Annotated in this window: 19 protein-coding genes; 6 read left to right on the top strand and 13 right to left on the bottom strand. The window is 56.8% G+C overall.

Features of this window, described 5'->3' with window-relative positions:
• Window positions 1–6: 6 nt before the first annotated feature.
• Entirely contained in the window at window positions 7–1368 is a 1362-nt protein-coding gene (locus tag U5918_RS05920; protein WP_336000197.1) for an AlbA family DNA-binding domain-containing protein, read from the bottom strand.
• 83 nt (window positions 1369–1451) lie between these two features.
• Here U5918_RS05920 and U5918_RS05925 point away from each other — a divergent pair, with 83 nt between their 5' ends.
• Window positions 1452–1694, top strand: a complete 243-nt coding sequence (locus tag U5918_RS05925) for a hypothetical protein (RefSeq protein ID WP_336000198.1) — start codon at window positions 1452–1454, stop codon at window positions 1692–1694.
• Window positions 1695–1725: 31 nt separating this feature from the next.
• Here the strand turns inward: U5918_RS05925 and U5918_RS05930 are convergent, their stop codons facing one another.
• Complete coding sequence (locus tag U5918_RS05930; RefSeq protein ID WP_336000199.1) at window positions 1726–6147, bottom strand: AAA domain-containing protein; 4422 nt, start codon at window positions 6145–6147, stop codon at window positions 1726–1728.
• A 239-nt stretch (window positions 6148–6386) separates the two neighbouring features.
• Between U5918_RS05930 and U5918_RS05935 the strand changes: the two genes are divergently transcribed.
• Window positions 6387–6623, top strand: a complete 237-nt coding sequence (locus tag U5918_RS05935; protein WP_336000200.1) for a hypothetical protein — start codon at window positions 6387–6389, stop codon at window positions 6621–6623.
• Window positions 6624–6744: 121 nt separating this feature from the next.
• Here the strand turns inward: U5918_RS05935 and U5918_RS05940 are convergent, their stop codons facing one another.
• From U5918_RS05940 to U5918_RS05950, 3 genes are all read right to left on the bottom strand, one after another.
• A complete protein-coding gene (locus tag U5918_RS05940) occupies window positions 6745–6888 on the bottom strand; it encodes a hypothetical protein (protein ID WP_336000201.1) in 144 nt (47 codons plus the stop codon).
• Between the two features lie 207 nt (window positions 6889–7095).
• Complete coding sequence (locus tag U5918_RS05945) at window positions 7096–8055, bottom strand: homing endonuclease associated repeat-containing protein (protein WP_336000202.1); 960 nt, start codon at window positions 8053–8055, stop codon at window positions 7096–7098.
• 110 nt (window positions 8056–8165) lie between these two features.
• Window positions 8166–9038 (bottom strand): DNA-binding protein, encoded by an 873-nt coding sequence (locus tag U5918_RS05950; protein WP_418771362.1) that lies wholly within the window; start codon window positions 9036–9038, stop codon window positions 8166–8168.
• Window positions 9039–9788: 750 nt separating this feature from the next.
• Between U5918_RS05950 and U5918_RS05955 the strand changes: the two genes are divergently transcribed.
• The 3 genes from U5918_RS05955 (at window position 9789) to U5918_RS05965 (ending at window position 16813) form a co-directional block, all read left to right on the top strand.
• Window positions 9789–13496 (top strand): ATP-binding protein, encoded by a 3708-nt coding sequence (locus tag U5918_RS05955; RefSeq protein ID WP_336000204.1) that lies wholly within the window; start codon window positions 9789–9791, stop codon window positions 13494–13496.
• Between the two features lie 824 nt (window positions 13497–14320).
• Entirely contained in the window at window positions 14321–15181 is an 861-nt protein-coding gene (locus U5918_RS05960) for a PstS family phosphate ABC transporter substrate-binding protein (protein ID WP_418771165.1), read from the top strand.
• A gap of 834 nt (window positions 15182–16015) precedes the next feature.
• Window positions 16016–16813 (top strand): alpha/beta fold hydrolase, encoded by a 798-nt coding sequence (locus U5918_RS05965; protein WP_336000206.1) that lies wholly within the window; start codon window positions 16016–16018, stop codon window positions 16811–16813.
• A 97-nt stretch (window positions 16814–16910) separates the two neighbouring features.
• On the opposite strand, the gene U5918_RS05970 is transcribed toward U5918_RS05965, so the two are convergent.
• The 7 genes from U5918_RS05970 to U5918_RS06000 all read right to left on the bottom strand — a co-directional run bounded on the left by U5918_RS05970 (window position 16911) and on the right by U5918_RS06000 (window position 23636).
• Entirely contained in the window at window positions 16911–17612 is a 702-nt protein-coding gene (locus tag U5918_RS05970; protein WP_336000207.1) for a helix-turn-helix domain-containing protein, read from the bottom strand.
• Between the two features lie 227 nt (window positions 17613–17839).
• Window positions 17840–18244: a hypothetical protein gene (locus U5918_RS05975; RefSeq protein ID WP_336000209.1), complete on the bottom strand. Its 405-nt coding sequence runs from the start codon at window positions 18242–18244 to the stop codon at window positions 17840–17842.
• Entirely contained in the window at window positions 18241–19926 is a 1686-nt protein-coding gene (locus U5918_RS05980; protein WP_336000210.1) for a serine hydrolase domain-containing protein, read from the bottom strand. Before U5918_RS05980 ends, U5918_RS05975 begins: the two co-directional genes overlap by 4 nt.
• Window positions 19923–20699: a class I SAM-dependent methyltransferase gene (locus U5918_RS05985; protein ID WP_336000212.1), complete on the bottom strand. Its 777-nt coding sequence runs from the start codon at window positions 20697–20699 to the stop codon at window positions 19923–19925. The genes U5918_RS05980 and U5918_RS05985 overlap by 4 nt, the downstream gene beginning before the upstream one ends.
• 198 nt (window positions 20700–20897) lie before the next feature.
• Window positions 20898–21821 carry a helix-turn-helix domain-containing protein gene (locus tag U5918_RS05990; protein ID WP_336000213.1) on the bottom strand — a complete coding sequence of 308 codons (924 nt, stop codon included), beginning with the start codon at window positions 21819–21821 and terminating at the stop codon, window positions 20898–20900.
• Window positions 21822–22305: 484 nt separating this feature from the next.
• The gene (locus tag U5918_RS05995) at window positions 22306–22914 is read right to left on the bottom strand and encodes a hypothetical protein (protein WP_336000214.1); all 609 of its coding nucleotides are present in this window, start codon (window positions 22912–22914) and stop codon (window positions 22306–22308) included.
• 200 nt (window positions 22915–23114) lie between these two features.
• Window positions 23115–23636 carry a helix-turn-helix transcriptional regulator gene (locus tag U5918_RS06000; protein WP_336000215.1) on the bottom strand — a complete coding sequence of 174 codons (522 nt, stop codon included), beginning with the start codon at window positions 23634–23636 and terminating at the stop codon, window positions 23115–23117.
• Between the two features lie 200 nt (window positions 23637–23836).
• On the opposite strand from U5918_RS06000, the gene U5918_RS06005 reads away from it, so the two are divergent.
• Window positions 23837–24547, top strand: a complete 711-nt coding sequence (locus U5918_RS06005) for a hypothetical protein (RefSeq protein WP_336000216.1) — start codon at window positions 23837–23839, stop codon at window positions 24545–24547.
• Window positions 24548–25422: 875 nt separating this feature from the next.
• Here the strand turns inward: U5918_RS06005 and U5918_RS06010 are convergent.
• On the bottom strand, window positions 25423–25653 hold the full coding sequence (locus U5918_RS06010) for a hypothetical protein (RefSeq protein ID WP_336000217.1): 231 nt from the start codon (window positions 25651–25653) through the stop codon (window positions 25423–25425).
• Window positions 25654–25703: the final 50 nt, after the last annotated feature.

The raw sequence follows: 25703 nt of genomic DNA on the forward strand, positions 1-25703 counted from the left end.
CGGGGCCTATTCTGATGGGAGATCGGAATGGCGTTCTTCCACGAACTGTCGTAAGTCAACGCCGTTCAGTTTGCGACTTTCGGACCCCCGCCGCTGGTAGAACCGTCCGTTCTCGCTGTAGGGGATTTCGTCTGCCTTCTCGATTTCAGCAATGAGTACCTGGTTGCTGTCGATTTCCGCAATCTGTGTGAACCGGAGTGGGGAGTTAGGGTCGACACCGTCCTCGATGATGTTCAATAACCGTTCTTCAACTCGTTGTGGATCCTTGCCGCTGGATGTCGTTTCGATCCCTGCTACTGTGCCGCTGTCTTCGACACCGACCAAGAGGTAGCCACCCTCGGCATTGGCTAAGGCGACGACTGCTTTCCGGATCTTCTGTGGGTCGGACAATTCTGCCTTGCTTTCCACCGTCTGGGACTCGTATTCGTCAATCAGGTCTCTAATCTCGTCGTTGGGGAGATCCTCTTTCGTCACACTGGATTTGGGTACGATATCTTTCGCCAGGTAGTGAGCACCGACGAGATCGGTCGCGATGGCCTGTCGGTCAGCGACATCCCCGATGTCGCGTTGGTCGAATGAGACCATCGTCCCGTTTTCGTGCATTTCTGCGTCCAAGACCTGGTTCCGGATGTCTGTCGTCACACCGACTTGGGCCAAGGTGTCGGTCCCCTTCTGCCAGATGCGGAACACGCCCTCCGCTTCCGGATATGGGTCTTCAAAGTCGCCTAAGTCGTATGTTTCCCAGTCGAAGCCCATCCAGCTGTCCGAGGTCAAGTCATCCCACGCATCCCACGTCGCGATGGTCTCCTCTCGGACGCCCGGCTCGACATCGTCCTGCTCGATTTTTCCACCACGTTTTCCGGAGCTGCTCGGACCTGACTGCTCATACCCGGGAAGCATATAGCCAAAGTTGGCGGTCGGTGACTGCCGCGAGACAAAACGATACCCCGCGATATAGGCCGCCTTCAGCCCGACTAACTCGTTGACTGTGGCCAACTCGCCGATAGTTCGTGTCGATGTCAAACTCGCCGGTGTTTCGTCTCCGCCGATCCGGCCGATCGAGGCCCAGCACACCTGATAGTCCATATCGTACTCTTGGGCGATAGCCCAGAGGCACGGCGCTGCCGTATGCGGATCCCGGTACGGCATCTCCTCTGAATCGATCGCGTATCCCATGCGGCGGATACGGTCCCGTAGATCCGTCCGGCTGTGCCCGACATACTGGATCCCGCTCAACGATTCATGCGACACCAGATAGATGCCCGGCTCCTGCGGAATGACATCAAGCTCCTTGGTCGGAAAGAGCGGCGTCCAGTCCGACCAGTTGATGACCGGGTGGACAATGGGTACTATCCCGGAAGCTGCCATTAACTTCGATGTTGTTTCCAGTGAATAAGTTCTACCGGCTGCCTCGGGTCGTCGTATAAGCCGTCCAGTCGCTCCTGAAGATCTTGGATGACATCGCCGCTGAGTTTCTCGACGGCGTGGTACTAGTCCGGGCCGTGGCCATCCTCAGCCGGATTGGATTCGTGGTGGCCGAACTCGTGGAGGACGGTCACGATCCGTCGCGGTGTGGGTTCGTTCCAGTCGTCAGCGAGCGCGTTCAGGTAGGCGGTCTCGTCGTCGGGGCTGTACGTGGCGTGGGTCTGCCCGTCGTCGGTGTCCTCGCTGATGCAGGCGAGTTCGAGGGTTAGGTTGGTGATTCAGGATTGTGTGTCTTGAAGTCTATCGCTGGTAGCCGGAGTACATGCGGATGGGTTCATCGAGGTCGCTGGGGTCGAGGAATTCGTCTGCTGTGTCTGGGCTGACGAGGTCCTCGAGGTCGTAGGTGTCGAATTCGTCGTGGTGGTTTCCTATTGCTTGGTAGAAGTTGATCCAGGCTTTTTGTTCTTCGAAGGTTTCGACGTCGTCGCTGGATTCTTCGAAGAGGCCGGCTGAGGCTATGATGACGACTTTCTGTTTCATGCGGCTTGCACCGACGTTGAACCGGTTGGGTTCGAGGAGGAATTCACTGATCTGGCTGATGTAGCCACGGTCAGAGGCAGTCATCGAGAGGATCATCAAGTCTCGTTCCCCGCCCTGGAACCGTTCCACCGTATCGACCGCTGCATCCGGCGAGACGAACCCGATGATGTCGCGGCGCTGCGCACGGAACGGGACGACGACACCTGCCGTCACCGCATCATCGTCCGGCTCTTCCTCATCCGGCGGGTGGATGTCGACGGCGTTGAGCAGTTCGGCGATCAAGGCCTGCTCCACGGCGTTCGTCTTCTGGGACTGGTTCTCGTTGTGGACCAACAGCGTCACCCGGTCGTCAGTGTTCAGGATGTTTGCGGCTGGACCGTCCACCTCGGCGAGTTCGTCGCTGTCGCTTGCGCTGACGAGGTCGATGTCGTCGTCCTCGTAGAACAGGTCAGTGTGCATGTCCGCCGATTCCTGGGGGAGGCGGTAGGTGACGTTGAGGCGGTGGACAGGTAGCGTTTCGTCGGGTTCGTCCGGGACTTCGACGGGGCGGTCGAAGTACTCGATCTCGGTCTCGCCGCGGAGGTAGCGGATGAAGTCCAGTGCTGAGAGGAAGGGGACGTGTTGTTCGATGGGTTCACGGTCTTCTTCCTCCCAGTCGTGTTTCTGGATGGGCTGCATCTGGCGGTGATCGCCGACTAGGATGATCTGGCCGTTCCCATCGATGTAGGACCCGACGAGGAGGAACAGGGGGAGGTCCATCATGCTGGCCTCGTCGACCACCGCTAGGTCGAACGGCGAGGAGTCCTGGGACTGTAGGAAGTCCTCGATCTCGTCGTAGTCGAAGTCGTCCACCTCGCCGGCCATCCGGTTGAACAGGCCGCGCAGCGAGGTCGGTGTTGAGAAGAACACGACGCGGTTGCTGGTGTCCCGGTCGTCGGCAAAGTACCGGTCGTATAGATCTTCCAGCTGCGCGGTGTTGTCATCCGCGTTGTAGTTGATCGTCTCGACACGGGGATCATTGATGCTCTGTCCTGCACTCGACATCACCCGGATGAACGCGACCTCGTCATCACCGGTTCCAGGCGGGCAGTCGCTGTCGAGGTCGATGGTGCCTTCCAAGGCTTCGTTGACGGCGGTATGGGAGACAGCGGAGACGACCCCGCGGAACGGCTGTCCTTGGTTGATGGCTGCATAGGCACGGCTCAGCAGAGTGGGTGCGACGGTGAACTTGGTTTTGCCGGTGCCTGGCGGGCCTTGCAGCATGACAAGGCCGTTGTTGACGTCCGCGACCAAGTCCCGTTGTGCTGTGTTCGGCCGCTGCCATCCAACGGTCACCGCCATCAACCGGATGTACTCTTGGATGTCGTCCTCGTCCCAGTGGTCGATCGGGATGGCGTCGCGGCGGCCATTGTAGATCTGGCGAAGCCACCGCCGTACCGGCGCATCGAAGGCGTGTTGCAGGGATTCGAAGGCACGTTCCTGCGGGATCTGGTCGAAGTTCGGATCGAGGACGTACTGTTCGCCTTCCGCGACGTACGTTTCCCACTCCGCATTGATGTCGGCTGGATCGTTTGACCAGCCGCGGTGTCGGACCGTATACTCGCCCCAGTACGGCCATCCCCAGTGGAAGGTGCCCGCAATCGTGATCGTGCCGTCCGCTTCGTCAATGTCCGAGATGATGACGGTGGTCGAGTTCCCAATTGAGCTGGGGTCGTCTGGGTCATCTAATCGGTAGGCTTCCGGCCGGTCACCCTGGTCGTCCAACCGAGTCAGCACCATGAAGTCGTCGTCAGTGACGGAGATCGCGCCGCCGGTCAGGCCGTCGTGGACGTCCGGGTCGTATTCATCCCGGTTACTGAGTAGCAACTGTCCCTCGATGATGTGATTATCTGTATCGACGTTGGTGCATTCGAAGAGGAGTGAGGATCCGGAGTCGACCCGTTCCTCCAACGGCTGCCGGTAGTAGTCCTCCAGGTTCTTCTTCGTGGTCTGGTACTCCAACCGCTGGTATTCGATGCAGACGTCATCCAGGCTGCGGGGTGCGAACGAGAAGTCGGCTAACTCCGCGAGCTCGATCGGTTCTTTCGTGACGAACTGGTCGTTCGCCAGTTTATCCGTTTCTTCGATCGTCCGCTCGATGTGGTGGGAAGATCGTGCGAATCGTTGCGCAAGCAAGGTCAGGTCCGTATCTGTGATCGGGTTGTCGGAGTCGGGCGTCCGAGTGAGGTATGGATCGAGGTCGTCAGGGTTGTCAGCCAGGTCAGGATCAAGGCGGTCGTGGCGGCCCCAGATGTATTCGATCGGGATTTGGTCGGTTTCCCGGTACTGCACCGGGTAGATATGGCGGCCTATTCGACGGTCGTCCGGCGTCCACGCTGGTTCCTGCTGGCTGTGATCCAGGTTCGGCCCGGGATAGTAGCGGACGGTGCCGTCGAACAGCCCTGCCTCGAAGATTCGATGCAGCTGGACGAAGCCATCATCACTGATTTCCTCGATCTCGTCTTCGTTGCGCAGTGCATCGTCGTCAAGGGCGGTGACGGGTGCCCGCCAGTCAAAGAAGTCGCCGTTCCACAGGAATTGGCCGACGCTTTGGACCGATCCCAGCCCGGGGAACCGGAGCGCCCACCGCCGCCGGAAGTCCTCCTGCATCAGGGAAACCATTTCCTGGTCGATGCTGGGACGGAGACCCAGCAGGGTGCGGAACGGGCGCTGCCATTCCGCCGTCGGATGGCGGCGGATTGCGTCCATCAACGCGTCCCGTTGCGTATCGCTGTAGAGATACAGGTGGAGGAAACCTTGGTCGTCGTCGAGGTCGATATCGATGTGAGGGTGATTCGACCAATCAGGGGAGACGCGGTCAACCTCGTCAGCTAACTGCTCGAAAAACTGGGAGAACAACCGGTTTTCCTCAGCTTGTTTTGCACCGGTTTCGATTGGGAGACCATCTGGCAGCTCCGTGACGGACCCGCTGCGGCCGGAAAGAGAGCACTCGATGTATGCGCTGAGGAGGGTGACCCGGTTCTGGGCGAAGTCCTGCTGGACGTAGAGAAAAACACGGACCAAGGATTCGGACGGATAGTCAGGCCCGCCCCAAGCGTCCCAATCAACATCGAACTCGCCGTGAGCATCCTGCGGCAGGGCATCCCCCGTGCCACGGAGCGGATGGGCAAAGTAGTCTGGGCCGTCACGGCCGTAGTCATCGTCGATTTCAGCGAGGAACCGGTATGCGATCTGCGCCCGTTTCTGCAGATTCGTGATGTCCGCTTCCTGCCGGACCCGTTGCGTCAACCTCTCATCTTGGGGTGTCAATCCGCCGTAATCCCAGTGGACACCGCCTTCAGGATCATGCTCGAACAGCGTTGCGAAGTCCTCGATATCGGTGATTCCGAGCTCGTGGAGCGCCTGTTGCGTCCCCGCCTGCAAACCCAGCAGTTCGAGTCCTTTGTTCTCTGCGCCCAGCGTCACGCAGAACGGTTCGTACTCGCATCCCGAGCAGCGTCGGGCGATACGGTTCGTCGTCTGCTCGAAATCGGTGTCGAGAATGGTCTGGTCGAACGACCCGCCTTCACCCAGCTTGAGCTCCAACTTCGCCCGATATGGCGCTGTGTCGAACCCGTCGGGATCGCCGTCATCAAGGTGGTTCTCCGGCGTGATGATCTTGACCGGAATCGAGTCTGGCACGGCTGCATCATCGTTTGCATCCAGGTACTGTTCCAGAAGGATGGCGTAGATTGTGGCCTGGTATCGGTGGTGGACCTTCTGCTCGCTTGAGGACTTGATCTCGTATAGCGTCGGGACAAGCCCGTCGTCGGTCGGTTCAAGTAGGAGAGCATCTGCCTTCCCGCCAACCGGGTATGCCCCAATCTGTCCGGACAAGTGGGGCTGATGGATGACTGTTGTCCCGAGCTCAGAGTTCGCCACGTCCGCGATGACCGACTGGACCTCGTCGCGGCCTGTGTCGCTGTCGTCTTCCCAGGTCCCGGTAAACTCAACAGCTGTTCCACTGGTGTCCGTGTCGTCGAGGCCGAAGACTGCATCCGCCTCGCCGACGAGATGCTCTAACTGCGCGAACTCAAAGTTATCACCTTCCCCTGTCAGCACAGGGTTGACCGAGGCTGGGGACCAGTCACGCGCTTCGATCCGGTCCTGCGCGTCATCATCGTACTCCCACTGCAGATACATCGGACAGCTCTGGAGACGAAAGAATTGGCCAATTGCACTTGGGCTCAAGATAGGGCGGTCGTCACGTGCTCCCATACCCCTAGCACTGAAACAACCCATCTCCTTAACGGTAAGCGTCCGATCAGCAAACCGGGTATCGGATACAGATACCGACGATCCTAATTTTCGCAGAATCAGCGTCACTGCCCCAGTTTCTGCACATCATCGAATACTGTATTAAGTTAGAGCAGCCCACCGTTGTGGAGATTGAGTGTTCCGAACTCGATCAGTGGTTCGCCGTCCTTGTTTGTGCGGAGGGCGTAGAGGTGCTGGATGTTGCTGAGTTGATTCAAGTGCCGGTGGAAGGTGAAGTTCTTCAAAGCGATGTGGATCTAATCGACATCCACGTTTTACTCATCGTACTTGTTGAAGATCGCGTCGACCTTCTTTGCTGGTTACTTGCCACCGCTGACAAGCATCTCAATCCTTACACCTAATTCTGTTCCCCAGAAAAGAACGCGTCAGGAACCACACCACCGAATTCAGTTCTTAAACCATCGAGCCGTATGAAAAGCTGACAGAACGCTGTTATCCAGGACCAGCCATGCCTGTTCATCCTCACTCATCGATCAGCTCATCACCCAGCAACTCCAGGGCATCACTTGATCTATAGCCTGACTCCATCCCGGGCTTTAAGAATAGTTCTCTGAACTGGTCCTCGGTCTTACGGAGATGGATCAGAGACATCTCCTGGGCCAGCATCGGAAATCAAAGAGGCACTAGCACGTTGTTTTTATGGATAGTTTGGGTTGACTGATGCAGAACATCCACAGCGTGAGGTTGTGGCTGCGCGCACAGTGTAGCGAGGCGTGACGACAGGAATGCCTCGTGAGCGAGCACGGAGCGGAGGGTGGGGAGGTGGGTCGTGAGAGGTCTGGTCTACAAATTAAAAAGAAATTGCCGCATAGCTCACTCCCGGATATCTGGCTTGAGTGGAGACAATTGCTCCCAGTACCGGTGATGAGGAATACACAATGTGACCAAATTATCTATCCGGTTCATTTTGTCAAAGTCCACGTCTTCTCCCTCGCCGAAGGTTGGAGCAGGAATGATGTGATGGACATTGAGATCACGCCCAAAACGGTCCAAGTGTAGATCCCGCGTCATCTCACAACCGGGCATTTGACATATGAAGTCATCAAGTTCCAGTCGCTGCTTGCGTTCCTCCTCCCAATTCGACCCGTAATAGAACGTGGTCGTTTCGTCTTTCCAGCCAGGATGGTCTGGTCCAGAGGGCCAGCCCCGGTGTTCATACCCCGCCTCAGTGATGACAGATTCCCAATCGTCGAATTTGCGAAAGTACGGCCGGTGAGAGAACCGACCGTCTTGCTTCAAATCGTTCGTAGACGGGGGATGTCCCAGTTCTTCGGCAAGTCTGCGAATCTCGTCCAGAAGCCGGTCCCTTGAAATCCGCTTCTCCATGTTCGGCGCGAACCCCGAAGCGCGGAGGGCTTCGTTCCAAGACCCGAATCGGCTCTGGGCTGTTTTCAGTGAATATCGACCATGCTCCTCCATTTCCGGGGCAGTCGGTACCCGTCCTAATTGATCCCCTAACGCTTGTATCGCGCCACAGACATCTTTCTCACTGATCTGAACATCTAGTCCAGCCTTCTGTGGCTCGAGATCGGCAATTTTGAGCGCCGCTGACCATGACCCGAACCGAGTTCCGTATGTCGTAGCGGAATATGCTCCGTCGTCATTCATATCACTCTGCGATGGGGTATGCCCCAACTCGTCAGATAATTTGTTTAATTCTGATATCAACTGTTTCTCTGAAATTCGATTATGAGCCCGATTTGAATCGGAATCTTGATTAAGTTGCTCGGTTGTCTCAACAAAGGTCTCTTCACGAGAAGTGCGGCCTGTCATTGTATTCGCTCCGCACCCATCGAGGAGCGAATAGAAATCACCGTGAGCAGCGATTGATTTGCAGGACAGACCCTGATCTACAAAATCAAAATAAGAAGTCGATTCTTGGACTATTCAGAGACGGTCATCATCGATGACCCCGTAACCGCGACCGAACACCGTCCCTGGTACCAATTCTTTACGACATTTCGGAGAACCACCCTATCACCTTCCTCGACCGTCTTAGGCTCGCTTTTTACCCAACTGGTGAACTTCGTTCTGCCCGAGCCATCATCTAGAAGACCCACCTGGTGGATTTTTGCTGAGTCCGATTGCCACAACTGGACGACTTCCCCGCGGATGCTCACCTCGTAGGCGTCTACCCGCTCCAGTGCTGCAATCGGGATCACCTGTCCGGGGCCCATCTGTAACTCCTCGAACACCGTCATCACTGCACTCGCCACATCCACACCGTCTGCAACCCGCTCTGCTATCCGCCGACTGATCGCCGCTCGTGACCACCCGCGTAGCTCCTCGCTCACCCGCGCTGCCTCTTGATTCACTTTCGCCAGTTCAGCTCTAGACAACTGCAGTCGCGCGTCCTCCCGATCTGGGTCCGCCCAGGGGTCGACACTCGCCGCGCGCTTCTCGAATGCACGCCGGCGCTTGATACTCCCCGACCGAGCCACCGCTTGCGTTCGTTTCTCTCGATCGGAGTCCACTCGCCGATCCACCCGCTGGAACGTCCGACTGATCTCCGCCTCTCGTGCCTGCATCCGTTCTTCTGCTTCGAGGGTCAGCCCCTCGGGTGTTGCATCCGGGTGGTTCGTATCCACTTTCCCCTGTATTTCCTGCTCAACAGACGGCCGCAGTTCGGATTTCTCCTCAACTACGTCTTCCAGTGCCTGTTCATCCGCGATCGGCTCACGGACATCCAGATCGACGTGTTTGACTGCCTGTGCAACGGACGAAACTTCATTACCTCGTGGGTTTGTATCTGACATTGGGATCCTATTCCCGAAGGCGCTCACCGCGCCGACAACCGCGATCACTACTCGCGGTTTTCTACACACCGACCGACTCGATCAGTCACAACGCTGCGCGCCGCTCGCGCCTTCGCTTGCGCCCGCCAGGGCGCGAGCGGCGCGCTCTCTCGGACGGCTAACCAGCGACGCGCGCCGGATCGCCCGGCACGACCGGCCAGCACACAAGCCGGTTTCGTGTCCGAGCCTGCGAGGACCGACAGCGCGCTTGGTGCTGGCGCGAAACCAGACGCCCGGAACGGCTCCCAAAGGGAGCCGCACGCCCGGAATGGTCGGTCGCGAGGGACGAGCGGTTCTCCCTGCAAGGAGAACCGCGTGTGCGAACGGCTGGAAGCCGTGAGCAAGTGCCGGGCGAGAGAGGCGAGCGGGGCGTGCCACTCATAATGTCAACAAACATCCGCTTCGCCACCTCGAAAAACCACGCCTGGTGGATGAAGGGCGAGTGCGCTCCGGGAACCCCGACCCGTCAAGCACCGACAGGAGCGCAGACGCGGTCGCGGGACTGGAGCGCACGAGGGCTTTCAGTGCATCACAATCGACGCCCCTGCTCACCCCGAACTACGCTCTCCTTTCACCCACACACGACCACTAACAACTCGAATACATGATCCCCACCAAGACACGCTGCTCACCCATGACATCTCCAAACCTGCCACAGCAATCCCTTGCCTTATAGTATCCACATTCGAGGGGGGATCATCGACCAGCGTAATGACGACTCCACCCACATCCCCCGCAAGGTCCCAACAGTCCCCGAATGCAGACTCCCTCCCCGTTCTTGCCGATGATGCGCGCCCCTATATCCAGATCCGACCGACGACAGATCACGCTGATCCCTGGAATCTCCCGCTGCACCTGAAGCGCCTCCACCGACTCTGCTTCGACGATAGCGCTCGTCATTGGTTACCCTTCGATTCGCCGGCTCACTCCACGATCGAAGTAACACTCTATACCCGTGGACACGGAGAGATTGCCTACCTATTCGGATGCAGCGCTCCCGAGAAACTCGACGCACTCGAAGGCTTGCTACGAGAGGCCGTTCCCAACAGCTACCAATTCCAGCGTGTCGAGTTCCATACCGACTCACTGACGGACCCCAATCATGGATCGATCGCTGGAATCGAATTCGAGGGCCGGCCCAGATCGCCCAGAGATTGGCAGACGAGACTCACACCATATACGGACTTCTACGGTCCCGAAAACCGATACAGAGCGAACGGATCGAACTCCTCACGTGAGGGCCAGACGAAGACGATTCCACTCGCGACCATCGCAGAGGCGATGGCGAGAAGCGATACACCAGTCCTGTATCAGGCACTCCTCACACCCTATGACGATTTCACGAGTGAACTCGACACCTATAGCAGGGCCATCGAGACGGGTTCCGTTGGCATCCTCGATCAGGCCATCAACGCACTGGCTGGCTATCCCGACCCGGAGGATATCCGACTCACGGCAACTGATCAAACGCGACTAGAGACCCTCGCCGAGAAGGACGGTCGCCATTCGTTCATCGTGAATGCCCGAGCAGTTGCGATGGGTGGGAAAGCCCGGGAGTCAGAAAACCTGATTCGAACCCTCGAAAGCGCTTTCGCCGAGGTGAGTGGGGAGACCTACGACATACGCGCGTCCATCTCCACTGGAAATCCAGGGCAAGATCTCTTCGAGCGTATCACTGACCGAACCATCCACCACCCAACTTACGAGACACTCACACAGCGACTCCCGGGAACCCAGACAGGGAGTGCCGGAATCGTCGCTGACCCCGCCGAGGTCGGGAGTTTCTGCCTGTTGGATGGCGATGCACTCACCACCGAAGGAAGGCGTGCAGTGGCTCCGACACCGGCCGCAAAAACTGGACTGAGGCTCCCACCCCAGTCCGTCCTGGAGAACTACCAGCAACCGGGCTTCGAGGTTGGCCTCCCGCTCACTGCCGATAAGACTCCAAGGAACAGTCCTGTTGCCGTCCCGCCTGCACTCCAGCCGATGCATCAGGCGATTCTGGGTGCGACTGGTTCCGGAAAGTCAGTCTTGAATCTCAGTGGTGTGCTCTCAAATCACGCCAGGACGGATGGACCAAGTGTTCTCTTTCTCCCCAAGGGCGGCAATGCTGTTACAGAGTATTTGCTGGCCCACTATGCGAGATTCGATGGACTGGACGACGTCGTCTACTTCGATTGCAGTGAGACGGTGCCTGCCCTCTCGTTTTTCGACATCAGGCCACAACTCGAGACGGGCATTCCACGAACCACAGCCGTCCAGGACGTCGCAGATCACTATATCGAGTTGCTCGGCCAGATCATGGGCACGGAGCGATTCGAGCGTGCCGTTCGCTCACCAGACTTGATTCGGTATCTGATTCACGCACTGTTCGATCCAGTCCATGGCTCGGATGCCTTCTCCCATCGTGAGCTCCACCTCGCCGTCAAGACGATGCAACAGGATGGGAGTCCGCCTGCCGTCTCGGATGCAGAACTCGAACGCTCGCTGAGCAAGCAACCCGATACGGATGCTCGCACGTTCTCGAAGATCATGGCTGGTGTGGCGAGTCGGATCGAGAAGATCACGATCGATGCCAGACTGGCTCGGATGTTCAATCACGTCGCTGTCGATGAGCCGACTGACGACGAGCATGCGAGCCCCGACGAAGACGGCACTGCCGAAGACACTGCACAGACACCCCATTTCGATCTCGGGGAGTACCTCGACGAGGACGTGGTCATCATCGTCGACACGGGCGGCATTCGGACGGCAGCCCAGCGTGCAATTGCACTCGCGATCCTCTCGAATGCCTGGTCGGCACTCAAGCGTCGGACGCGCTCGAGTGGCCCCGAAACCGATCACTCACTGGTCAATCTCTATATCGAGGAAGCAGCGAGTATCGCAAACGCCTCGCTCTTGAAAGAGCTCCTGGCCCAGGGCCGAGAGTTCGACGTCTCGGTGACGCTGGCGATGCAGTTTCCGAGCCAACTCGCCGGTGCTGATGCCAGTGCAGCAGATGAGTTGTTGAACAACGTCCAGTCGGTGGTCTCGGGAAGCGTCCCGTCTGATTTTGAGTTGGCCAAACGGCTGGCGACCGGGGAAACGGATGCACAGACGATTGCTGATCGCCTCGATGGCCTTCGCCGTGGTGAGTGGCTCGTGAAGCTACCCGGTGAATTCCTCGGTGAAACTCCCGAGCCATTCCTCGTGCAGTCTCTGCCGCTCCCGCCCGGCCATCCGAAGGGGTCGATGCCGCTTGCTGGGGAGACTCACTCAGACTTCGAGTCCGCTCGTGATGATCTTGAAGCCCGTAGTATAGAAACGGTCGGGCTTGAGCTCACAGAGCCACAGACTGTCGAGAACGCGAGTCAAGAGGGAGACGAGGACGAAGAAGCAGTTCCGGTGCGAGTGGATAGTGCCCTCCCACATACCAAGCGACTCCCGGGGATGGTCAGCTACGATGAGGGTGGCCATGCACTGCTGTGTGTTGATTGTGAGACGCGCTACTCGCCTGATGATGCCGGACTCGAACAGGCGATCGAGTGTTGTCACTCCCGCTCTGAGGTTGACCCTGATGATATCCCGATCACCGACGTAAATCTCAGACTCGACGAGAGCGAGCGTCGTCAGAGTGAGTGGTCCGATCAGGCGCTCATGTTCCTCCAGGCTGTGCACAATGCGAGTCAGTTCACCTACGAGCCACCGGGATACGATCTGCTCTCGGATTCGATGATCCGCTTACGGGAGTACGTCGGTGTAGAGTCTTCGGAGGTGGATGCGCTCATCGATGCGGGGTTGCTGAGTCAGGATACGACGCGTCCACATCGATTGTATTCGCTTCGCCCGGAGGGACGCAATCTGATCGGCCAGGTGAATCAACACGGTGTCCATTACGGCCATGGCAAAGGCGATCTCGATGAGTCTGCCCAGCACGTACTGGGTGTCGAGGTGACGCGCCAATGGCTCGAACGGGAGTTCCGCGAGGATTCAGAGTCACCAGTCACGGAGGTCCGGCCCTATTACGAACTCCGAGAGGGATCGGTTCCGGTAGCTGGGTTCATGGGCGATGATTCTGATGCTGCTGAGGCGAGTTCGGATTTCGAGCAACACCGACTCGATCTTGCTGGATTGGACGTGGATGAGGAGATCGTTGTCGTCTGTGAGATCGAACGCGTCAATCACGATCTCCGAAGAGCGGCCCCGAGTGATTACGATAAGATGGCTGCCTGTGATCCTGACGAGGCGATCTGGGTGGCGATGTCCCATTCGGAGGCACACGAGATTCTCCAGGCGCTGAACGATCCTCTAGAGGGTGACCAGCGTGTCGAAAAGACGTATTCTGAAAGTAGCCCGGTACAGAAGTTCAGGATCGACGAGCCGGGGTTCACGCAGATGCATACCCTGGAACAGTTGCTCTCGAAGGTACGCGAGGAGTGATTTTCAGAAGTGCTGGTCGTGCGTGTTCTACGGCTGTGTAGTGTCGGACACCGAGCTTCCGATCTGGTCCCTTGAAACTCGCATCCAGTGAGTGGATTCAACGTGATTGCTAAATACAGAGCGCCTACTGTGCATATCAGTGAGAAATCCTTCTAGAGCTCATGGAAGATACGTAGCGAGAAAGTTGAGGATACGATCAAGCCACTCGATTTTCACCCTCTTCATCCGGTTCTCTGGCGTCTTCGGTCATAGGCAGATTATCAAGCGATTCCGTCAATAGGTATCGTCCTGATGTTCGCCATTATCAACATAGAATCACTTTGTGAGCCGTTCTGAAGAGGACTCAGAACCCATTCAACAGGTACTCCCTCCCGGAGTGATACCAATCGCACCTGCCCCGCCACGGCGTCGGTCGATGCCGTCGTCACCGCGACAGGTGGACCGACCTGCAGAGAAATCAACAATACGAAGTGACAGCGCTGAAAATCCAATCGGTGATGTCCGATGCCCCTCCAAACCGGCGCGAGTTCCTGCGTGCGACGGGACTCGCGGTCGCCCTGACCGGTATCGCCGGCTGTATTCAAGACGGCGCGCCCGGCACGCCCGAACCGAACAGCACAACAGCGACAGACGAGCCAACTGCCACCGCGACGGCCCCAGAGGGTACCGACACACCCACCGCAACCGAGACCGAGGTCGACGAGACCACCGAGGCGGAGACGACGGACGAAGAACCCACCGAGTCGCTCCCCCCGCTCACGGCGGACGGGTCTTCCACGGTCTATCCGATCGCGAACAAAGCGGCCTCGTACTGGAACTCGAACGTGCCCGCCGACGACGAGGAGTACTGGCCCCACGACGAGTACGGCATCGAGACCGACCAGAACCTCGCGGACTACTGGGCGGGGCAGTACGGGTTCGAACCGACCGGCGACCGCTCGGAGCCCCCGTATGTCATCAATGTGGGATTGAGCCACTCAGAGCGAGGGCTGAAAGCCATCAAAGACGGCCGCGTCGACATCGGAAACGCTTCGGCCCCTGCCGCGTCCGAACTCCCGAACGCGAGTCAGTCCACGCTGGACTCGCTCGTCGATCACGTCGTCGCTGTGGACGGCCAGCCCATCGTCGTCTCACGCGAAATCTACGACTCTGGCGTCACATCACTTACCGGCGACGAACTGAAGAAAATCTACAAAAAAGAGATTACCAACTGGAGTGAAGTCGGCGGTCCGGACAAGGAGATTCGGACAATCGGCCGGCTGGAGGGGTCCGGGACCGCAACTGCGTTCCGCGCGAACCTCTACGGCGATCCCGAGGCACCAATCAAACCCGACGACAGAAAGGGGATGAACCAGCAAGTTAAGCAACTCGTCGAGCAGTCCGACAACGCCATCGCCTATCTCGCGCTCGCGTTCGTCGACCCCGACGGTCCAGTCCCGCCGGTCGCGCTCGAACTCGACGGGACGACCTATGAGTACGGGAAAAACCTCGGTGCCACGGGGTACCCGCTCAGTCGCGACCTCCATTGCTACACGTGGGAGGACACGTCAAAGAAAGAGGCCGCCTTCATCGACATGCTCCTCTCGGAGTTCGGACAGGAGACGTTCGTCGCTGACAATCACTACTTTACCCTCCCCGAAAACCGGAGAGCGACCCAGCTTCGACGCCTGCCGAGCCAGAACTGACGGCCCAGCACCATCGATTTTCGCATAGCGAGTCATTCGGTAGATATCTCCTCTCTATGCAGCAGACTAGGCCTGATAATTGCAGACCGTTACAACAGTGTCGAGTCAATTACGTTAATTCTGAAGAGTTTGGTTTAGTGGCTGAGTAGACCAAGTTGCAATACTGGTACACGTTCGAATGGGATTCAACGACGTCGCAGTCGACAGCGAAACGGAGTGTAACAGTAGCCCGATTCACCGCTAGAAAGGAACAGTTCTGAGAGGAAGGCGACTAGAAGCGGGGGTGCTCACTGGCTGGGTGTGAACAGGCGAAAATTTGGATTGCCGGGCAGGGTCGTTCTCGGGAGGACTTCGAAGGGATCTAGAAGTTGGGGGCACCCAGTGAGTATATCAGATTGTAGAGTTAATAGTTTCTGTAAATTCCTAACCCCGGATCCCGTATGGGGATTACAACTATCCTTACAACACCTCGTGGATCAGGTAGTTCAACCAGATTGACTTCGTACAGTCTTCGCCGATCAGCCTGAGCAGCACGCTTTCGACCGCTTCAGCAATGCCCCCTGTGGGTCGTCCAGACCACAGTCAATCGAGTCCCAGTCTAGGCAACTGTATCAAATATACACCACTACCTAGCGGTGGCGACAGCCAAGATTACACCACCAATTTCACCACCCTGAGCCAATCACGATTCATAATCCACTCAGGTAGAGGATTTGCTAAAATCAATAGGGGCTACATGAACGGGAACAACTACACTAAGCCATTAGTATTTAAATCGCTGGATGAATGGAAGTCACTGATTCCTGATCACGGTGGAAAGTGTGGCGTGTAGCGATGGAATCAGTAACATCGGATGATGGAACTCGCATTAGCTATGAAAAACACGGCGAAGGGCCGCCCCTTCTTCTCATTCACGGAGGTTCTTCTCCGAAGTATTGGATGCCGCTTATCCCTAGCTTTGCCGACAACTACACAGTGATTGTCCCGCACCGACGGGGAGTGGGAAAAAGCGGCGACAGTGACGACTATTCCCTCGAAAGAGGCATTGAGGACATCCAAGCAGTCATCAACGATGTCTCAGGTACGCCCTCTCTTTTCGGCCACTCCTTCGGTGGACTCCTCGCACTTGAAACCGCTCGAAGAACGCCAATCAAGAGCCTCATCGTCTACGAACCCGCGGTTCTCGTCGGCGACTATCGCGAGCAAGCCTCCTTGGCCGATCAAATGCAGACTCGACTCGAAGATGGCGACCGCCGAGAGGCAATGAAGTTCTACGTTCGCGAAGTCATGCACGGTGGCGAAATCGAAAACCTGGATGGGTGGCTACGAAACTGGCCTCCCTGGCCAGAAATCGCTGAACTGGCCGAAAACATCGTGCGCATCAACAACGCTATCGAACAGTATCGTCTTCCCGATTCGATTACCGTTGATGCACCGGCGCGCCTCCTCACCGGGACCGAGGGACCCCCACATCTCCAGGACGGTATTCGTGCTGTAGATGATGCGATGAACGAAGGACAGATCGTTGAGTTCGACGGTGTCGGGCACGGCGGCCCGTCTGAAGCACCCGAGCAGGTCCTGCCCGAGATTCAGGAGTTCCTTCGATCCACAAACCCCCAAGTCTCTAACTAGCTGAGTAGAGAGGTTGTCCGATCGGTACCTTCCCCTGTAATCTCCCAAATTCTCTAACTGGGTTCTTATGGGAGACATCAACTCCGATGAATCGCTCTCAATTGGTGTTAGATTGGTTAGGCAGGGGCGGCCACATTGGCGCAACTGACGTCTCGATAATGTGGGTCTGGGCTCGCCGAAGTCGCTCTGAAACGGCCGAGGATGTCACGCCGAGTTCGTCTGCGATATCCTCCAAAGACGCCTTGCTGGGAATTTCAAAATATCCCATCTCGTAAGCGAGCCGAAGCGCCTCACGTTGTTGATCACTGAGTCCTTCTCCAGGAGGTTCAGGTTCTCTGTCTCTTGTGAGTCGGCGTAACGTGAGGCCGCCATTTTCCTGCCAAAACTTCCGAAGTTCATCAAATGCTTCACGGTTTGCGAACCAACCAGTTTGCACCCAGCATGATTCTTGAACTCGTATTCGTTCGATTATTACCTCAGTTGTCGCGAGCGAGCGAAACGCACTGAAATCGTCGATAACATCACCCAGTTGTTCTTCTTCACTCTTTGATGGAACAATCTGATAGTGGAGAGTGTCACCAGCTTCACCGATGAAAGTATATTCGCCGACGAAATCGGAGGCTTCCAGCGCTTTTGAGAGCTTGGGTCTCGACGCGCCAGTTACATAGGCCAGAAACACCGCGCGCTCCCCGTGATTGTACTGGAGTTCTACCTCAATCGTAGCACCCGATACTTCTCTTGCAACATCAATGAGCGGAAGCGTCTCACAGTGCATTTCGTACTCAGCGACGAGCCCCATGTCTTCCCAATTCGGATACACAGGCTTGGAAATATCGATGATTAGTTCTCAACCAGGTAGTTTGGCTATCCCCGATTCACGCTCAAGAGCTGTTGTGTGAGGAGATGGACTGTCTACCCTCAGAATAAACGACCTCGGTTGAAGTGATCTAAGACTTCTATGATTTTCTCAGTTGTGGGCTAGCTCTCTCTGCTCGGCAAGCAAGCGGAACGGGCGAAACTGGGTTACTACGGCAAGAGTCCAAGTGTCGTGAGCTGCCAGCTAAACAAGAGGCCCAACAGCGCCAGTATTGTTTGGTGGATGCGTGCAGCCAGTGACCAATATCGGTACCGCCATGCCAGCAATGCACCAGCAGTTGTTCCGAGTGTGAGGGCCCCAATGAGAGACGGGAGCGCAAGTACGAGTTGCATCGGGAGCGGGCGCGTGATGAGTGTGAGATCGCCGCCGGTTTCCAAAACGTATCCAAAGAGCAGGACGAACGCGATCGCGAGACTGCTCACGCCAACGCTTGCCGCACGGGCGAGCCAGGAGAGACTGGCCAGTCGGCGTTTGATGTCTTTGACGAACTCGTTTGGATCATTGTGTTCTTCTGGCTGTCCGGTTGGTTGTTCTGGGACGTTTGGGTCTGTCATTCGAGATCCCCCACCCCAGGATCGTTCTCAGAGCGGTGCTGATTCCAGAGCTGCCTGCCGGTGTGTCCACCCCATCCGGCGAGTGAGAGGCCAAAGCCAGACAGTGCCGTCCCGAGGACACTGCCGGTGACGAGCTGGCGTTCGTGGAACGGAACTGGCTGGTAGACGGCGGTAGGTTTGCTGCTCATATTCACCACCTCTACATCACCATCTGTGACCTCGAAAGCGAGGGCGTCGTGACCGCCAGTTTCCTGATACACGTACGGTTCGGTCTCGACCCACTGCCGGGTGTCTCCGCCGAGTGTCGATGTTCGCAGTCGGCCGTCGTCTATGGGTTTGACGGTCAGATGTTCGAGCAGGTCGACGATCTGAAGCGGACCGCTCTCCGGGAGATGCGTCAGACTGTACTCGCCAGCGACGGTTTCGGCGCGCTCCTGACCGCCCGGCCGTAATGTCGGTGTCGGTGGGGTCGGAGCTGCCTGAAGGTCGTATGCCGCAACTATCTCGTCGACGACAGCTGCCGGTAGCTCCTTGGGGTTGCTGTTGTAGGCGACGAAGATTCCGACATCGTGGTCTGGAGCGAGCAGGAGATGGCTCGTGAAGTTGACTGTTGCTCCCGAGTGGGCAATGAGGTTGGCGTCCGGGTCACCGTACTCGTAGAATCCGTACCGCCAGTTTGTGACCGCAGGATGGCGAACGTGGTGGCGGCTATGCATTCGATCGGCAGTCTCTGATTCGAGGATTCGCGTGTTGCCGACTGCGCCATCCCCGAGATGTGCGCTCATAAACGACGCCATATCAGTGGCAGTCGCGCTCAACGAGCCAGCGGGGCGCATATTGATATACGCGTCCTCAGCCGCGACGGGCGAGTTTCCATCGCGGACGTGAGGCGTCGCGAGGTGACCTGGGTGATCTGCCGGAACGGGCTGAGCAAACGTGCTGTGGGTCATGCCGAGCGGTTCGAAGAGTTCCGACTGAACGTACTCCTCGAACGTCAAGCCGTGGGCTTCGGCAACGATGTGGCCAGCCAGTGCCGCACCGTAGTTGGAGTAGCCGACGAGTTCGCCGGGTGGACGAATGCGTGAGGGTTGTCGGTTGGCAAGGACTGTTTCCAGCGACTCCAGATCATCGGGATCGGCCACGACGCCAGGATCGAGCGCAGATTCGAACCCAGCAGTGTGGGTTCCGAGGTGCCGAAGTGTCACAGGATCGTCGTACGCAGCCGGAACTGTGACAGCCGAGTCACTCAGATACGAGTTGACGTCGGTATCAAGATCTAGCACGCCTCGTTCGACACTCTGCATCACAGCGGTGTAGGTAACGAGCTTGCCGACTGAACCGACTCGGAAGACTGTCTCGTCAGCCCGAACCGGAACCTCGGAGCCGAGGTTGGCGGAGCCGTATCCTTTTATCAATAGGGGAGTCTCTCCGTTGACAATAGCGACAGTGGCCCCGGGCGTCGCCGTCCCGATCCGTTCGTCCATCACACCATCGACGAACGCCTTGAGTTCGGCCTGGTCTGTGAACGACTCGACACCTGGCTGTGAGGTGATCTTGGCCCTCGCTCGACCGCTTGCGGTGCCGAGGCCGACAGCGCCGAGGATACCGAGACCAGCGAGGAACGACCGCCTTGTAGATTCAGCGCTCTTATCGCGCATCGTGGCGAGTTGTGGCCGTTTCATTCGTCGGAACGACTGTGGGTGAAATGGGTCCATTGCTGGGCGGGACGGTCCTGTGCGCGTTCGGTACCTGATGACCTCGGGATGGCATCGATTGCGGTGACGAGGCCGAAGCACGCAGTGGAGGCGTTGTCAACGGAGATGCCGGCCTGCCGAACGGTCGTCAGCGGATCGTGGTTCAACCGGCAGCCGGTCTTCTCATAATGGGCCTCGGCACGCCAGTCCTGGAGCCAGGCGAGCGGTGCAGCATCGCTCCGACGGTGTTCGAGCAGTCGGATCTTGCCGTCAGAGGTACAGACTCGCTCCATCTCGTGGAGTGCCGCAATTGGGTCGGGGAACGTACACGTGGAAAACGACGAAATGACAGTATCGAAGCTATCGTCTGGGAAGTCGAGTGCCTGTGCATCCATCTGATGGACGGTGCCCTCCAGATTGAGTCTGGTGAGCTCAGTACGGGCATGGGTGAGCATTTCATCGCTGATGTCGATGCCAACGACCTCGCTTGAATCCGAGAGATAGCGGAAGTTTCGCCCGGTGCCACAGGCGACGTCAAGCACTTGCCCGTCTACATTTTCGAACTGATGGCGACGATACCGACCAGCGAATAGCCGGTCAAGTTCCCGCCAGCGTGCAAGTTTGTCAGCTACGTCTGCGTACGCGTCGGCGATCTCTTCAGCTGATTTCGGACGTCTTTGTACCGACTGTTGTCGGTCGGAGTTCTTGGTCTGCGTTCGATTCTGCTGGCTTGTCGAGTCGTGTGAATTGTTCGATTGCATAGTGTGGACCTCCGTTGATCGCGATTATGGATCGAGCCAGCGACACCAATAAATGTATTGGAGATTTGATAATTTATCAGAGTCGCATCAAAACTGAGTTTGAGCAGAATACCGGGAGAGTGACTTTCTCCAACCGCTAATCAGAGAGCCATTCGATCTGTACAATATCTGCTCAACGCCGCTTTCGTAACAATACTGTCAGGATAGGCGGAACTCACCACTCTCGCGGCGCACGCGCTCCGTCCGCACAACCGACGCAGTCGAATCGAGGTAAAGTCTGACCGCATCCTCCTCGTGGCGCAATACCACCTCGTATTCGTCGGGATCAGACGCGATCCGGTCGGACGTCCAGCGACCCTCGTAGACGTACTCGTGGAACTCCCAGATGCCTCGTGACGTCACATCGATCCCGCGCTCCCAATAGAACGCGATAGACGCCGGGTGGTAGACGACGCTGTAGGTCAGTGGGCTGTTGTACTCCCGTAGACACTCCTCACAGGAACTCATTACGAGAAACGGATCAGCAGTTGGCAATGCACTCCCGTGCACTTCAACTACCTCAGTAGACAGATTTGCGCCACACTCTGAGCACATCCCTCGCCGAATCTGCTTGACATCCTCGGCACTTCGTAGCCTGACACTCTCAAGTATCGCATCGACTTCTCGTGTGTTGACCTGTGCAGGCGTTACTGGCTGTCCCATTACCTGCTGCTCACACGCCGAACAGTCGATACGGAAAAACTGATGGGAGAGACTTGCTACGAGCGCTTCTTCTCCACAAAAGACGCACATCCCATCGACCGGTTCAGGTCCGAATGACTCCGGTTGTTCGTAATTTCCCGACAGGATGAACCGGACAATGCGCTCACCTGCATGTGAAAGCGAATACCCATTGTCGCTTTTTCGAAGATACGTCCCAGTAAGTTCGCCCAGGTGGTACGACAGTTTCGACGTATTCTCCACATCGACGTGATCGTAAATCTCTGAGAAGGCCAGTTCAGCAGCCCCCGACCCTGCCTGCTCACGTTCGTATTGTGCGACAGCAACGGCACGGAGAATATCGATACGTGTCTCATCGGCAAGAAGATGAAAAATATCCGTTGCCGAACGTTTCTCCGTCATTGTCTCCAGTATCTACTTCCAGTTCTGCGCTGATATTGAAACCTCGGGCGCCGATTACGTACACTTTTGCACCAGGTTCCTAAGACATTGTGCCGGTATCGGGCTGGTTTGAGACGACGGGAGGATAAGACCTACCCTCAGCTGTAAAGTCATTTATTGCAGATCAGTTCCTTCTGCTTTGCCGGGCTGTCGGATTGGGACGACTGATCGATCTACGTCTACGCCAATGCAGTCACGAAAGCGTACAGGCAGCACTCGTAATGGCCCTAGAAATTGTGTCGTGAATCAATCTCGAATCAAGTGAAGATCAATCCAGAAATCGGTGAGGCTCAACTGACCTGGGCCGACACGACAACTTTGGTCGACAGCACAGAGGAAAAAGGGGGATGGAGCGTGACGGCCGAGTGGTGACGGCCGTGTTTATCGGCAGCGTTGCAATCTGTTTGTTCGACTACGCCACTTACGCGGTGATGTGAGTGTCACCTTACTCCAGTTCGATGGTGAACACACCGTTGTCCTGTGACTCAGCCGTACTCATGTTGAACTGTTCTTCGTGCACCTGGTCGGCAGTGATCTTTGTCGCGTTGATGTCGTGCTGTTCGGTACTGTCTTCATCGTTGTTGTCGTTCAACGTGAACTCATCACCGTCGTCCGACACGATACCGTACTCGGTCTCGTTGATCGAGATGGCGCTCGAAGCGTTGAGTTTCACCGGTTCGGAGACGTCGGTGACCGTCTCGGCGTCGAGGTCGACAGTGGCCGTAACGCGCGTCTCATCGGGGGCATCCTGCGGAGCCACGTCGACGTGGACGATGCCGTCCTTCAGTTCCGAGGCCCAGACCTCGAAGTGGACGGCGGCATCGTCGTCGAAGTAGCTCTGGACTTCGTCGTTCGCCCAGGCGATGTCGACTGCCTGATCGACTTCTTCGTCGCTCACTTCTTCGGGATTCACGACATCGATGGTTTGGTTAGCAGGTGATGCAGCTGCCGACGGGGTGTCGGCAGTCGGCGCGGTCATACTGGCGGCCACGACACCGGTTGCGCTGAGTGCAACCAATGCCACGATCGCGAGCGTGAGTGCGTTTCTTCGCATGGTTGGAGTTGTCGGCAGCGAACCGGAGTGGGAGGGCTGATATCCACGGTCAGTCAGTGGGGACCACAGCCGTGTTGCCCCGGCTCGCCTCGCTTTGACCTTCGCTGAAAGACCTCATAGTCCTTGATTGGGAAGGGCTACGAAAGCCGTTTGTAACACGTTGAAACAGGCGAAAACGCTGTTTCTGGCCCTACGCCTAGTCACTGTAGATAGATCGTATTCCCCATTCCATCCCGTTCTCGCTCCACAAGGTGTCGGTGTTCAAGTTTGTCGAGCGTCCGGCTGACAGTCGCCTTCGAAAGATCGGTCTCCTCGACGAGTTGCCGTTGTGCCAGCTCCCCCTCTGCCTCGATGAGTCGTTCGTAGATAGTCGCTTGATTATTCGAGAGTTTCTCGAGTGTCTCTTCCCACCGGTCTACATCTGGCTGTTGGTCCCGATTCATTCTGGGTGGTGCAGGTCCCCCACCATCATGTATTTCAACAGGTGGCTGTGTCTGCGCTCGCGGTGGTGACTGCTCCTGTGGGTCGAACTGGGTTGCCTTATTAAAGAAGAGGAGCCACACGCCGCTAGCCCCACACACGAAAGCCGCGACCACGGCAATGGTCACCTCACGATACGTAAAATACTCACCAACACTCGTCGTCTGTGTCCCATTCTCGTTGAGCGAGATCATCACCGGGGAGGGCGTAATTAATTGGAGGGACAACACGAGAGCTGCCACAACGAAAATGACAGCAGCTAACAAGTGTATGTGTTGGGGAGGGCGGAAACGCATAGGGTCACCATGCGATACTGGGACTTTATGTCCATCGATCTATATGCCGGTATCCGGCCGTGAAACGGACATGAAACGCGTTTCCAACGTGTTTCGAACGCGTTTCACCCCGGGATTGATGAGGTCTTTCAGCCTACTTAGACCGTATGGATGATGGTATTCGCACACGCCTGCTCGTGCTTGTCGGGCTTGTCGCAGTCAGTATTGGATTAGCCGGCATTGGAGCCGCCTTCGGCATGACTGAGCCCCTTACATCGGACCCATCGGGTGAATTTGTCGTCGCCGATGGCAATATAACATTTAATTCAAGTGGTGAATCGAAGACTGTCGTCAAGAATCTCTCAAAGGTTCGGGAAGTGAAAATCGAAGAGACCGACACCGGCCAGTTCACGATCCAGACAATTGAGGAGCAGCCACTGACGGTGCGTGAGCGCGAGCGAGCGCGTGAAATCACACTCGCGAACCAAACCGTGAACTCTGCACTCTCTGAGATGGACTCCTACGAATTCTCGGTCGATCCGATTCAGCAGATAAACGCCTCAGCGTTCAATCGAGTTTCCTACGATGGCACTACGAGCCACGAAACGAGCGATGGGATATCCATCATTGAAGTATCAAATAAAAAGGAGGACTATGGAGCTATCACGATTACGCGCGAGTCCAATTATGTCGAAGATCGCGCGGTTGTGCGGATCCGCCAGCCAGATGCACCGCAGTCAGAGGATCTGAAGTATTCGGTGGATGTTGACCTCAAGAATGAAACAGTCACGGACATTACCGACTGGGATGCTATTCGAAAGGGGGCGCCCACCGTTACCACGACTGAAAACCTCAATGTGACCGGGATAGGGGATTAGACATAGAACAGGCTACAGAGTAACAGTGTTTCAACTGCAGGCCCAAACTCAAATGTGAGTTAGAATCTGCTACGAATCGGAGATCCATCACGGTGGCTGTCTCCCAACCTCGACACACCCATCAAAAGGGAGGCGTCGGGACGGGGTCAAAATATTGCCCCATCAACGTTGGTACAATCGCTTAGCGCAGCCATGGCGAACTAGATGTCCGTCGCAAGTAAGAAGCAGCGGACCTCAAGCAATAGCAGTGCTACCAGAAAGCCACATTACACCGGACCCGATACTCTTATTTCGGCAAACGCTAGAGGTCGCAAGCGATCGTCTCTCAAATGTTCTCGCTGGAGGTGCCACTCTAGCATTCGAAGTTACAGGCTCTGTTGAGATCCAATTGTAACGAAACCTTTCCGGCTGAAACAGCCGTTAGGAAGGACTGAGAAGATTAACGAGATCCAGGAAAGATACATATTATAAAGTACTAACCATCCACATATGGGTGAAAACTTAGTTCGGGCACTACAATTGGTCGTGTTGTTCCTCTTAGCCATCTCTCTATTGGGAGCAGGTATCTGGACATATCAGGGGTTGGGACTTACTGTTGGACTTGCTCTCCTCATTCTCGGTGTCGGAGGGTTTCTATATGCCGGATATAACACCTACCAGTTTGCTTCCTCAGTGTAGTCAGATTTCCCGAAAAATTCCGTGATTCGTCGCTTATCTGCACTGAGCGGTTTTGGGGATCAGGAAACAAGGTATGAGGACTAATTTATAACCCACTCACGCAAAGGCGACTTGTGACCGTCACGACCGAGCGTGGACGGCGACGGGTGGCCCTGGTGATCGAAACGGTGAACGAGTGACGGACTGCTTGGATCTCGTCACTCAACCGAATCCGGTATCGCGTCGGCGTCGATCGTCTGTTCCAGCACTGCGGAGACGCCGATTCGCACGCGGACAGAGACCGCCGAGTCCGACACGTCAAGGGCTTCGGCCAGATCGGCGAGCAGGGACTCGCCCGTCCCGTAGTCCGCGTTCGAACCGGACAGATGAACCAGGTAACACACCGGTTTGCGGTCTGTCCAGCACCTATCAGAAACGCCGTGCTGCACACAAAGTGTGTACGGTCAGGAATAGGGCCGCGATCTCGCGGTCGTCGAAC

Source organism: Halorientalis sp. LT38, from assembly GCF_037031225.1.
Lineage (GTDB): Archaea > Halobacteriota > Halobacteria > Halobacteriales > Haloarculaceae > Halorientalis > Halorientalis halophila.